13 protein-coding genes are annotated in these 12,498 nt (G+C 48.2%); 11 read left to right on the top strand and 2 right to left on the bottom strand.

The window, feature by feature from the left end; all coding sequences use genetic code 11:
* Positions 1-76 precede the first annotated feature (76 nt).
* The 5 genes from L2713_RS04395 (at position 77) to L2713_RS04375 (ending at position 4,377) form a co-directional block, all read left to right on the top strand.
* Positions 77-823: a hypothetical protein gene (locus tag L2713_RS04395; RefSeq protein WP_248967065.1), complete on the top strand. Its 747-nt coding sequence runs from the start codon at positions 77-79 to the stop codon at positions 821-823.
* A 151-nt stretch (positions 824-974) separates the two neighbouring features.
* A complete protein-coding gene (locus L2713_RS04390) occupies positions 975-1,805 on the top strand; it encodes an AraC family transcriptional regulator (protein WP_248967064.1) in 831 nt (276 codons plus the stop codon).
* A 90-nt stretch (positions 1,806-1,895) separates the two neighbouring features.
* Positions 1,896-2,600: a LysE family translocator gene (locus L2713_RS04385; protein ID WP_248967063.1), complete on the top strand. Its 705-nt coding sequence runs from the start codon at positions 1,896-1,898 to the stop codon at positions 2,598-2,600.
* A gap of 133 nt (positions 2,601-2,733) precedes the next feature.
* On the top strand, positions 2,734-3,543 hold the full coding sequence (locus L2713_RS04380; RefSeq protein WP_248967062.1) for a hypothetical protein: 810 nt from the start codon (positions 2,734-2,736) through the stop codon (positions 3,541-3,543).
* Between the two features lie 99 nt (positions 3,544-3,642).
* Positions 3,643-4,377: a DUF1566 domain-containing protein gene (locus L2713_RS04375; protein WP_248967061.1), complete on the top strand. Its 735-nt coding sequence runs from the start codon at positions 3,643-3,645 to the stop codon at positions 4,375-4,377.
* 36 nt (positions 4,378-4,413) lie between these two features.
* Here the strand turns inward: L2713_RS04375 and L2713_RS04370 are convergent, their stop codons facing one another.
* Complete coding sequence (locus L2713_RS04370; protein ID WP_011624096.1) at positions 4,414-4,956, bottom strand: hydrolase; 543 nt, start codon at positions 4,954-4,956, stop codon at positions 4,414-4,416.
* A 324-nt stretch (positions 4,957-5,280) separates the two neighbouring features.
* Between L2713_RS04370 and L2713_RS04365 the strand changes: the two genes are divergently transcribed.
* The 5 genes from L2713_RS04365 to aroG all read left to right on the top strand — a co-directional run bounded on the left by L2713_RS04365 (position 5,281) and on the right by aroG (position 10,015).
* Positions 5,281-5,619, top strand: a complete 339-nt coding sequence (locus tag L2713_RS04365) for a P-II family nitrogen regulator (protein WP_011624095.1) — start codon at positions 5,281-5,283, stop codon at positions 5,617-5,619.
* Between the two features lie 10 nt (positions 5,620-5,629).
* On the top strand, positions 5,630-6,880 hold the full coding sequence (locus L2713_RS04360; RefSeq protein WP_011624094.1) for an ammonium transporter: 1,251 nt from the start codon (positions 5,630-5,632) through the stop codon (positions 6,878-6,880).
* Between the two features lie 115 nt (positions 6,881-6,995).
* Positions 6,996-7,343 carry a hypothetical protein gene (locus tag L2713_RS04355; protein WP_248967060.1) on the top strand — a complete coding sequence of 116 codons (348 nt, stop codon included), beginning with the start codon at positions 6,996-6,998 and terminating at the stop codon, positions 7,341-7,343.
* A gap of 118 nt (positions 7,344-7,461) precedes the next feature.
* Positions 7,462-8,649: a tetratricopeptide repeat protein gene (locus tag L2713_RS04350; protein WP_248967059.1), complete on the top strand. Its 1,188-nt coding sequence runs from the start codon at positions 7,462-7,464 to the stop codon at positions 8,647-8,649.
* A gap of 307 nt (positions 8,650-8,956) precedes the next feature.
* Complete coding sequence (gene aroG, locus L2713_RS04345; RefSeq protein ID WP_248967058.1) at positions 8,957-10,015, top strand: 3-deoxy-7-phosphoheptulonate synthase AroG; 1,059 nt, start codon at positions 8,957-8,959, stop codon at positions 10,013-10,015.
* Positions 10,016-10,065: 50 nt separating this feature from the next.
* On the opposite strand, the gene L2713_RS04340 is transcribed toward aroG, so the two are convergent.
* A complete protein-coding gene (locus tag L2713_RS04340) occupies positions 10,066-10,242 on the bottom strand; it encodes a hypothetical protein (protein ID WP_011624090.1) in 177 nt (58 codons plus the stop codon).
* Positions 10,243-10,689: 447 nt separating this feature from the next.
* Here L2713_RS04340 and L2713_RS04335 point away from each other — a divergent pair, with 447 nt between their 5' ends.
* Entirely contained in the window at positions 10,690-12,486 is a 1,797-nt protein-coding gene (locus L2713_RS04335) for an ABCB family ABC transporter ATP-binding protein/permease (protein WP_248967057.1), read from the top strand.
* Positions 12,487-12,498: the final 12 nt, after the last annotated feature.

Raw genomic sequence — 12,498 nt, 5'->3', positions numbered from 1 at the left:
GGCTTTTATCTAACTGTCTTTAAAGACGTTAGTCAGTAATGCGAGTCATAAAATTAGCGTGTAAGTGAGATATAACATGAACAAACTCCTCTTAGTCACTCTGGTATCGACATTAGCCTCCCCTGTGATGGCCTTAGCCACTCCCGTTAGCGCTGCTTCTGCCATTCAGGCCAATGCAAAATGCGCAACACTTGAGGCCAGCCATTTAAAAGCCCAGTACCAAGTCACCAATGCTAAGGGGCAAAGCTGGCAGATGACCCTGCTAAGAGATGGACAAGATTTTATTATTCAACGGGATAACACCACCTTCGAACAATGGGCACCCAATGGCGAATATGTGCGTTATTTCCCCGTTGAAAAACGCTCAGTCACCTATCGTAAGGGTGACTTAAGGGCGCTAAACATTCAGCACGACCGCGATCAGTTGTACCATGTGGTGTCTCCTGCATTGCCAGCTAACTTGACTAAAACCGAGCAAAAACTACTGCCTTGTTTTGCGGCCCAGGGCTTTGCAGGTAAGGTGAATGGTATGGACAGCCAGCTCGACTGGATTGCCAGCATTGAACTGCCACAGCAATTTAACTTAGGCGATGTATTAAGTTACCAATTGCTCAAGGTTGAGCCCTACAGCCACGAGGCGTTTGCCGCTTTAACCCAGAATTATCAAGACATTGATTTTGCCGATGTGGGCGACAGTGAGTCCGACCCCTTTATCGCCAAGATGATTAACCAAGGCTTTATCGAGCACGGTAGCAGTGGTTTTTATAACAGTGAAGGTCATGCCATTGAGGCACAAGGCGGCCACGGCAGTCATTCGCACTAAGCGACTTTTTGAGTCAACAGTAAACGCCCGCATTTGGGCGTTTTGCTTTTTAGGGAGCACGCTGCAATATTTTACTATTCGAGCCAAGTTCTCGGCGGCTAGAATGAGTCGTATCTAAAGTTGTCTTTGCCTGTGAGATTAAGCTTGCCCTATGAGCCGTGTGACTCCCGTTGAAAATATCAATTACTGGCGCCATCCCAGCCTCTCGGGCATTGAACTGAGTCAGGCCGAATTTACCCATTTCAGTTTTGATAAACACGTGCATCTGGATTACCACTTAGGGGTTGTGACTCAAGGGGCGCAGCAATTTATCAATAAGGGCAGTCGTTATCAGCTCGGGCAACATGGGCTATCGACCCTCAATCCCGATGAAACCCACGATGGACAAAGCCGCGACGCCGAAGGGTATCGGGTTAAGGTGATGTCTATCCCCGTGGAGTATATGAACAGCATTAGCCAAGAAATGGGGCTCAAGGCCCATTTCTTTAATGCGCCCATGGTGGATGACCCCGCGTTATATCAATACTTTATCCAGTTGCATGATCTACTCATTCAAGGCCAATGCTCTGAGCTTGCGGCCGAGTCCCATCTGCTGAACTTTATGCAGCTGTTATTGACGCGCCACCCCACGGGAATGCTGAATTTGCGGCAGGATAGGGGGTTATCATGGCAGCAGTTAAATCGCATCAAACAGAAAATTCACGATGAGCCGTGGCTAAATACTCAGCTTGAGGCGCTGGCCGATGAGGTTAATCTGAGTAAGTTTCAGTTTTTACGCCAATTTAAACTGGCGACCGGGATGACACCCCACGCCTACCTGAAGCGAGTGCGATTAGAGTTAGCGAAAAAGTCCTTAACCCATGGCGCCTTAGTGGCGGATGTGGCGCAGCAGTTAGGCTTTTTCGACCAGAGTCATCTAAATAAGGCGTTTAAACAGGCCTTTTTACTCTCACCGGTCCAATTTCAGCGGCGCATGCTTTAAGGTAAATTAGCCGCGTGCAATTTCTTACAATGCAGGTGCTGAAGGCTTGGGCATACTGGCGTTCTTACATGTATTTGCGGAGCCCTATTGATGGATGTATCCCTGTTAGTCACCTTAGCCGTTATTCACTGCGTAGCCTTAGTCAGCCCTGGGCCGGATTTTGCCATTATGGTGAAGATTGCTACCTCACAGCCGCGAAACACCGCAATTGCCACGGCGGCTGGCATATCGGTAGCGATTTTAGCCCATACCATTTTGAGTTTAACTGGCGTCAGCTTAGTGATTAAAAGCTCCCATAGCTTGTATCTGTTAGTGCAATTGCTGGGCGCTTCGTATTTGGCATGGATGGGATTTGGCGCGCTTAAGGCTGCGGTCGCCTTTTTCAGTAAACCCAAAACCGTATTAAACGGCGAGGGCGCAGAGCCCACTGGATTTACAACAACCTCGGAAAACAGCCTTGAGATGCCTACGGCGGGCGGGGTAGACGCCTTATCACCTAAACAGGGGTTTATGCGGGGGCTTTATACCAATTTATTGAATCCTAAAGCCTTAGTGTTTTTCTTAACCTTATTCTCTGCCCTGATCACCCCGAGCGTGGCTTCGGTGACTAAATTCGCCGCCGCGCTGATGCTGTTTGTGTTGTCACTGCTCTGGTTTGGCTTTCTGGCGCTGATGCTCTCTAAAGCCAAAGTACAGCAAAAGCTGCAACGACTCACACCTATCATCGATGGAGTTATTGGGGTGATCTTTATGTCGGTGGCGGTAGCGATAGTGTCTAATTTGCTGCTGGCCTGACGGGGTGATAGTGGGGCAGTGATGCGGCTTACAGCACATAAGCTTGGGGGGATTGTGTGTGTTTATCCCTCCTTAGCTATGGTATCCTTGCCAAGTCTTAATTTGGATGTTTTTGACTTTAAAGGAATAAATCATGTCTAGTCGCCCGTTTTTTCAAGGTTTTTCAGCGATTAATCGACTCTCGCGTTTAGGGCTTTATACGGGCTTGTTGCTGGGGAGTCTTAGCGCAACGCCACAGGCTCTGGCAGCCCTAGAGGCGGAGTACGTGCCGCAGGTGCAAGCCTTGATTGATGCGGCCAAGGCGGGTGATCGTCAGGCGATTGCCGAGCAAATTTCTTATCCCCTCCAGCGCGAATACCCGCTCCCCGATGTGCAAAATCCACAGCAATTGCTGACAAGATTTCAGCAAGTCTTTGATAGCAAGTTGCTGAGTCAAATCGCCAATTCGACCACAGAGAACAACTGGCAGACTATGGGCTGGCGCGGTATTATGCTCGACCACGGCAGTGTCTGGTTGGATTTCGATGGCAAAATCTCGGGCATTAATTATCAAAGCCCAGAGGAAGCTAAGTTAAGGGATGAACTGATCGCGCAGCAAAAAGCGATGCTACACGAGAGTGTGCGCGAGTTTGCTAGCCCTGAGCTGGCGTGGGAAACCGAGCGATTCATCATACGTGTCGATGCCCTCGATCGTCAGCAATACCGTTATGCCGCTTGGGCAAAGGGTAAATCCCTGAGCGAGAAACCTGATTTAGTCCTCAAAAAGGGGAAGTTAGTCCTCGATGGTAACGGCGGTAATCACTCCTTCCAGTTTAAAAGCGGTCCCTATCTTTATGTCTGCGATGTGATAGTGCTAAGCGCCGAAGAAAGACCCATAGGTGAGCTGTTGGTTTACAAGAACGACCAATTACTGGTGCAGGAGCCTGTGATTAAGGCGTTATAGCTTAATTGGCCATTCGCTTAAGGCTAATTCCCTGAAGCGAATACCATCAAGCTTGTCTGTAACTGTCTTTTTACCACCACTGGATTAAGGTTTGTTGTCATGATTAATCCCACTAAAATCGCCATATTCAGCAGTGCCATAGTGCTGTTGTTTTTACTGACAGAATGTCGCCAAAAAGAGCAAATTCCCCTGTGTGGCCACGTCGAAGGTACGCCAATCGATACTAGCTTTGATGGCGGCCTCGATAATAACGACCGCACTCTAGCATCAACCAACTGCTTAAAAATCAAAGCGCTTTACGATAAAAGCGATCGCCAGACGAAATGGTTTAGCAGCTCGCCCTCCATCGCCGTGATGAATGCCTTGGGTTATCTTGAACAAGATGATGCCAACAACCGTGGCGATAGCTATGCGATGACGTTTAACGTACAGGAGGAGTTTGTATTTGGCCCGAGCCGAGGCGAATACGCCCTGTTTCGGCAGGACGCTAAAGGGGTCATCTTACCTGGCACCGAAGCGGCCAAGGGCAATGAGGCCAAGGTTGGTGTTAACGGTCAGTTTGACCGCTGGTGCCAAAAAATGGCTTCAATCGAGTTTGCTGGTAAAGACAATTGGCGCAGGCCAACAGAGCAGGAGTTAAACACTCTCTATGGGTACGGCGAGAGTCGCGCAGCCTATCAACGTGCGCAGTGGAGCTCGACAATCCCTTCTTGGTCTCGCACAGTGTATGAGACCGAATTCGAGGTCGGCATTATCTCGGTCGCCCCCAGCGGCTATAGTTTTCGCAGTTATGCCAATAGTGCCAAATTTGCTGTTTGTGTCGCCGCGTTTTGAATACTAAAGAGAGCTTGAATAAGCTCTCTTCTTGTCTCATTTAATCAACTTAATCAGCGCCTTAAATCGGTCGCCTTGAGCTTCGTGTTGCAGTTCAAATAACAGTGATTCCACATTGGTGAGAGTGGCTCCCTTGGCGGTCATCATTTGAATGCCCAGCTGTTTATTGTCAACGCTGCGAGAAGACACCGCATCGGCGACAAGATGCACAGAGTAGTGTTGGTCGAGCAGATCGCGGCAAGTTTGGTACACGCAGACATGGGTTTCTATCCCCGCCAGCAACACCTGCTTGCGTCGAGATTTCGTGAGTGCATTGGCAAATTCATCACAATACCAACCGCTAAAATGTTGCTTGGCAATGGGCGAGCCAGTTCTTTCGAGCAAGGTTTTTAACTCTTCGGTGGTCGAGCCTAGTTTAGCGGGCAATTGCTCGAGCCAGAGGATGGGGATTTCAAACAGCTGTGCGCCTTGGATAAGTGTACTCAACTGCTGATGAAGCTTGGCTGAGTTATCCATGATCTGAGCGAGCTTTCCCTGCACATCGACGATAACGAGTACACATTCTTCGGGTTTTAACATCGGGCGTTCCTTCTGCGCGGGTGGATAAAGGCATCGTTTAGCGATTGCTCTGCTTATTTTGTGAGTTGTGTGTTTTTTGCACTGTTAGTAAACCCTAATTGGGCAGCCTCACCAATAGGGCAAAGGTCGAATATGGCGTGCACTTAAATTGCTCACTAAAAGAGTGCGTCGCTCTCCTACTTGCACAAGTCTGGTGCATTTTTAATCGAACTATTCCTGGCGAATATTTGTTATTTCTTTTAAATCAATAAATTAAAATTCTGGCCTAATGATTGAATTATCTTGGCTACAAGTTAATAACAATCGCGTTTTTTGGAGGTCAGGATGAAACTAGTCAGCGCTATCATCAAGCCATTTAAATTGGATGATGTCCGTGAAGCTATCGCCGGTATTGGTATTGAGGGGATGACGGTGACCGAGGTTAAAGGTTTTGGCCGTCAAAAGGGGCACACGGAGTTGTACCGTGGCGCCGAGTATCAGGTGGATTTTTTGCCAAAAGTAAAACTAGAAATTGCCACTAAAGCAGAAAATCTCGACATGCTGATTGAGGCGATTACCAGTGCGGCTCATACGGGAAAAATTGGTGACGGAAAGATTTTCGTTATCGACTTAGAACATGCCATCCGTATTCGTACGGGTGAACTCGACACTGAAGCGCTATAGGGGGCGGAAGATGGAAGAACTAACAAAATTAGGCGTGACAGTCTCTGAACTGCGCTTTGCACTCGACACCTTTTATTTTTTGATTTCAGGCGCTTTGGTTATGTGGATGGCGGCGGGTTTTGCCATGCTCGAAGCTGGCCTAGTACGCTCTAAAAATACCACCGAAATTTTAACTAAAAACGTGGTGTTATACGCGATTGCCTGTGTGATGTACCTATTGGTTGGCTACAACATTATGTACGTCGACAATGCCGAAGGCGGTTGGTTGCCTTCACTCGGTACGCTGATTGGCTCACAAGCCGAAGATGCAAACCATGCCTTAGAATCTGACTTCTTCTTCCAAGTGGTGTTTGTGGCAACGGCGATGTCGATTGTCTCTGGCGCCGTGGCGGAGCGGATGAAGTTATGGGCTTTCCTGTTCTTCTCCGTGGTGATGACAGGCATTATCTACCCTGTTGAAGGCTACTGGACTTGGGGTAAAGGCTTTATCTCTAGCTTAGGTTTTGTGGACTTTGCGGGTAGCGGTATTGTGCATATGACAGGCGCTGCGGCGGCTATCGCTGGGGTGTTATTGCTCGGTGCTCGTAAGGGCAAATACGGCCCTAACGGCCAAGTGAATCCGATTCCAGGCTCTAACCTGCCAATGGCAACCTTAGGGATGTTTATCCTGTGGATGGGCTGGTTTGGTTTCAACGGTGGCTCACAATTAATGGTTTCAGATGCGGCCAACGCTAGCTCTGTCGCTAAAGTCTTCGTGAACACCAACACCGCGGCCGCTTTTGGTGCTATCTCTGCCCTAGTTGTGTGCAAAATGATTTGGGGTAAAGCGGACTTAACTATGATCCTCAACGGCATTCTGGCGGGCTTAGTGGCGATTACTGCCGATCCGCTGTCGCCTTCGCTGCTGATGGCTGGGGTAATTGGTGTGGTTGCTGGTGGTTTAGTGGTGTTCTCTATCGTGGGTCTGGACAGAATCAAGATCGACGACCCAGTGGGCGCGATTTCTGTGCACGGTGTTGCGGGTTTCCTCGGTTTGATGTGTGTCCCCTTATCGAATGCCGACGCCACTATCACAGCGCAATTAACTGGCGCAGCGATTATCTTCGCATGGGTATTTAGCGCGTCGTTTGCGGTGTGGTTTGTACTGAAGATGACTATGGGCATCCGTGTTTCTGAGGAAGAAGAATATAACGGTATGGATGCATCTGACTGTGGTATCGACGCTTACCCAGAGTTTGTGACTGTCAAAAGTGCAGGCTAACGGGTATTGATATCACTTGATGCCTCTAAGGGATAAGAGGATAGTAAAGCAGAGCCTAGTGCTCTGCTTTTTTATGGGTCTTCGACTGTCATGCTGATACCACAAGGAGCGAATGATGCGCTTAATCTTTGATTCCACTGGACAACTCAGACGCACCTGCTTGCTTGGTGGCATTCTGAGTGCACTCATAGCCTTGCCCGCTTTGGCGGGGCAAGTCGTAGTGACCCGCTCGGATGAGCCTTTCGATGCTTTTGCCGTGCGCGATCAAGTGTTGAAAGATTATGAATGGCAGGAATCTTTGCGAAGACAGGAGCAAATTCAAATTCTGCAGGCCTTGCCACTCGGTTGTATTGCCCAGGTAAAGCCTTACCCTTACTTCACTTGTGGTCAGGATAACTACCGCCCCTATCGTTATCAGCAGCAGGATGTGTATATCAAGGTTGACCCTCCGGCGCAGCGTTAACCTTTAAGCTGCCTCAATCCTTTGTGGCAGGCCATTATTTTTTGTAACCATTTTATGACGTCTTTTTGGCCAAGTGTAATAAGCTCAAATAGGAGCCTTATGGTCTGGGGGACGTATTATGATACAACTGCGCACCATCTCTAGCGGTATATTCTGCTCATTATTACTTTTACTATTATGGGGTTGTAGCTCGACTGCCCCCAAACCAAATGATGATGAGATAGATGCCCTATTGGCAGATTCGTTATTTAAATCTGTCAGCAATATTCCTAGTGTCGAGGATATTTTCAGCCTTCCGCCCTCGGTTGCAACCGATGTCCGGCGCGCCTACGACCGCTACAGCTTATCGACTAAAAACCCCGTCGCGGTGCATGAATGGTTAGCCAGTTATATCAATGCCAATCAGCTCGGCGGCCACAGCGATTTTCACTATCAAGATAATTTGACTCAAACCGCCAGCGAAACCTACGCCCAGCGCGCGGGGAATTGTATGTCGCTGGTGGTGATGACATCGGCACTCGCGGATGTGTTTAAAATTGGCACTGAGTTTCAGGATATTGCGATTGAACCCGTATGGGACAAACAGGGCGAGTTTTATCTGATTAACGGCCATGTCAATCTACGCTTGCTACCCGCCGAGAGCGTGCACACTGTGTATGTGTCGGCCCATGCAATTCTGGTCGACTTTATGCCCGAGCGCGCCCTGCGAGGCTACAACAAAGTGCAAATCAATCGCCAGACCTTAACCAGTATGTTCTATAACAATATGGCCGCCGAATCCTTGGTCGAAGGGGATTTAGACCGCGCCTATGCGCTGATTAAAGCGGGCTTAAAATCAGGACACTTTATTCCAGCGCTCAACACCTTAGCCGTGATTTATCGCCACAAGGGCGATGAAAAGCGGGCCGAGCAAGTCTATCGCTATGCACTCAAATATGATGCCGATGATATGACGACGCTCTATAACTTGGCGGTGATTTTAGGTGAGCAGGGCCGTTTGGAAGAGTGGGCACAGGTCAATAAAGTGCTGGAGTTAGCGCGTATTCGTAATCCTTATTACTACTACGATATGGGTGAGCAGGCCTATGACGAGCACCAATACAGCGAGGCGCTCGCTTGGTATCAAAGGGCCGTGGATAAAGCCGATTATCGCCATGAGTTTTTCTTTGGCCTGTCACGCACCTATTGGGCGCTGGGGGATGAAAAGCGCGCCAAACTCAATATGGAAAAAGCCATGGCTCTAAGCCGCGAAGCCACAGATAAACATCGCTATCAGGCAAAACTGCAGGCCATGCAGCAACATTAATCCTTTACTCAACCTCCTTTGTTTGCGTTTGACTACTGGCAAAGGAGGTTTTTTATTTCCGCTTTCACCACCGCTTGCTTCCAACCCCAACACTCGTTTGGCTTTAGTTTGCATATCACATTGAAATATTTGAATTTGTATTTTTTAAAAATATGTTAAAACAATACGTTATATTTGATTTCTTGAAATGGAGACAACTTGGTTGCATTAGCGGCGCAGACTGGATAAATTGAACTCAGTATTGCAGTTGAGATCCCCTATTGCAGCGATAAAAATAGCCTAAACACGAGAGTTGGAGCAGTAAATTATGTATTACCAAAATGATGACGTTCGCATTAATGAAGTCAAAGAGTTACTTCCACCTATTGCGATTCTAGAACGATTTCCTGCCTCCGAAAACGCTGCTGCAACTGTGTTTAACGCCCGTCAAAGCATTCATAACATTCTTGCCCGCCAAGATGATCGTTTGTTAGTGGTCATTGGTCCTTGCTCAATTCACGATCCTAAGGCCGCATTGGAATATGGCCAGCGACTGGTTGCGCTCAGAGAACGTTATCAAGATCAGCTCGAAGTGGTGATGCGTGTTTATTTTGAAAAGCCGCGTACTACAGTGGGTTGGAAGGGGCTCATCAACGATCCTTATATGGATAACAGCTTCAAGCTGAACGATGGTTTACGTACCGCGCGTAAACTTTTAGTCGATTTGAATGACTCTGGCATGCCTACCGCAGGTGAGTTTCTCGATATGATCACTCCGCAATATGTGGCGGATATGATGTGCTGGGGCGCGATTGGTGCGCGCACCACAGAATCGCAGGTGCACCGTGAATTAGCTTCTGGGTTATCTTGCCCTGTAGGCTTTAAAAATGGCACTGACGGCACGATCAAGGTGGCGATTGATGCTATCGGCGCCGCGAATGCGCCGCACCACTTCTTATCGGTAACCAAATTTGGCCATTCGGCGATTGTGTCGACCAAAGGTAATCCTGATTGCCATATCATTTTGCGTGGCGGCCGTGAGCCTAATTACAGTGCCAGCCATGTTGCGCAGATCAGCGAACAACTGAAAAAGGCCAAGCTTGTCGATAACATTATGATCGACTTTAGCCATGCCAATAGCAGCAAACAATATCAACGCCAGATGGATGTCGCGAACGATGTGGCCGAGCAAGTGGCCGCGGGTAATAAGGCAATTTTCGGTGTGATGGTTGAAAGCCACTTAGTGGAAGGTCGCCAAGATCTGATTGAAGGCCAGGCGTTATGTTATGGCCAGAGTATTACGGATGCCTGTATTGGCTGGGATGATACCGAGGGTCTGTTAGATGTGTTAAATCAGAGCGTTATTGCACGCCGCCAGCGGGTCTAAGTCCTGAAAAGCTCAAAAATAAAGGCGCTATTCTGGCGCCTTTATTTTTATTATTTTTTGCTCATTTCGGCTAAGTATTCGTTAGCTTTGGCCAAGCTACCAAAAGCTGCAATGAGGTTATTTCTGCCTTTGTCCTGAATTTCTGGATTGCCAGATTCGATCATCATCCACACCCAAGTTTGGATCAGTGGTAATGGCGGGTATTGAACTTTAGCGGAATCCAACATAAAGCTTCCTTCGATCTTAATTTATTAGAATTATCGTTAGTGTTATCGCAGAACGAGTGCAGCACGGCATATACACACGGATCTACGGCCAGAGATTTGCAAATCCTGCTGCTAGCGATCTTAAGTCCATAGGGCATTTTGGGTAAAACCGACAAAATATTCAACAGTAGAACCCTTGATGTTAGGCCTATTTTAACGGTTACTGTTCTGATATAGCCAAGCTTGATTCAGAATTTTTTTACCTTAATATTCGCGTTGCGAACTCTCTGAGCGTAAGTCGTTAGCATGACATTTTTATTTCGATAAGCCAGAGAGATTTTGCCAAGATGGCCGCTTTTTGTCTGTCAGAAAAATCTGATTGATTTTATTCAAACTTTCCCTGTTTGGTTTCGCCTTAACGTGCGCCATGCTGCTACAATTGAGCGACTTTGGCAAAGGTTTAGACATATGCGCCCAACACTGTATTTTGAAGGTCCCATCGATAAGCTCAATTGGCACGTAGTTAAGTTGCTCTGGCCTTATTTGCTCGAGTACAAGGGCCGAGTGGCATTGGCCATGTCTTGTCTTATCGTTGCTAAGCTTGCCAGCGTGGGCTTGCCCTTTATTCTTAAAGATTTAGTCGATACTTTGGATGCCAATAAGACCGCGCAGGCATTGAGTGTGCCCATCGGGTTGGTATTAGCCTATGGCGCGGTGCGACTATTAACTGTGATCACGGGTGAAATCCGCGACACACTCTTTGGCCGTGTCACTGAGCGGGCCATTCGCCGTTTGGGCTTAGCGGTGTTCGATCACTTACATCGACTCGATTTGGATTTTCACTTAGAGCGGCGCACAGGCGGCTTGTCGAGGGATATTGAGCGCGGCACCAGTGGCGTGAGTTTCTTGATGCGCTTTATGGTGTTTAACATAGTGCCGACCCTGCTCGAAATCGCCATGGTTATTGGTATTTTCTTTTTTAATTATGGCATTGCCTTCGCCGCGATCACTTTTACCTCAGTGATGGCCTACATCTGGTTTTCGGTGGTGGCGACAGAGTGGCGCACCGAATACGTCCGCGATGCGGCCAAGGCCGACTCACTCTCCAACACCCGCGCCATCGACAGTCTGCTCAACTATGAAACCGTGAAGTATTTTAATAATGAAAAGTATGAATCGGATCGATATGACCAAGCTTTAGATCAATGGGAAGTGGCTAAACGTAAGAATCGTTTATCGCTATTTGCCCTCAACGGTGGGCAGGCGCTGATTATTGCGTTGGCGATGACGGCGATGATGGCGTTAGCCGCCTATAAAGTGACCAATAATGAGATGACCTTAGGTGACTTTGTATTGGTCAATGCCTTTATGATGCAGCTCTTTATGCCGCTCAACTTTTTGGGATTTGTCTACCGTGAAATCCGTGGCGCCTTAGCCAATATTGAGCGGATGTTCAGTCTGCTCGATAAGCATCCTCGTATAGTGGATAAACCCGATGCCTTAGACTTTGAGCCTAAGCGCGGCGAGCTTAGTTTTGAACATGTGAGTTTTAGCTACGATGACAGGCCCATCTTGCGCAACGTCAGCTTTAAGGTGGCGGCGGGGAAAAAAGTCGCCGTCGTTGGAGATAGCGGCGCCGGAAAATCAACACTCATCAAGTTGTTGTTCCGTTTTTACGATGTGGAGCAAGGGCGCATTTTGATTGACGGGCAAGATATTCGTCACTTAACCCAAGATGCACTGCGCCGTGCTATTGCCATAGTGCCGCAGGATACTGTGTTATTTAATGATTCCTTAGTGGAGAACATTCGTTATGGCCGCCCCGATGCGACAGATGAAGAAGTGCGCCATGCCATCAAACTCGCACATTTAGAGCATTTTATCGCGTCGCTCTCCCAAGGTTGGGATACCAAAGTGGGTGAGCGGGGCTTAAAGCTTTCGGGCGGAGAGAAACAGCGTGTGGCCATTGCGCGGGCGATTTTAAAAGGCTCCCCAGTGTTAGTGTTTGATGAGGCCACATCCTCCCTCGATAGCCGTTCGGAACAAGCTATTCTGTCGGCACTGCGCGAGGTCGCGAAAGGGCATACCAGCTTAGTGGTGGCGCATAGGTTATCGACCATAGTCGACGCCGACCAAATCGTGGTCTTAAGCCAAGGGGAAATTGTCGAGCAGGGGAATCATCAGTCTTTACTGGCTCAGGATGGTTTATACGCTAAGTTGTGGCGCATACAAAATGAGCAACAGCAGCTTTCGGTAGAAGTGTAACAGCGTTGGGAC

Origin of the sequence: Shewanella seohaensis, assembly GCF_023283775.1 — a bacterium.
Classification (GTDB): Bacteria; Pseudomonadota; Gammaproteobacteria; order Enterobacterales; family Shewanellaceae; genus Shewanella; species Shewanella seohaensis.
This window is presented reverse-complemented; position numbering and strand designations above follow the sequence as displayed.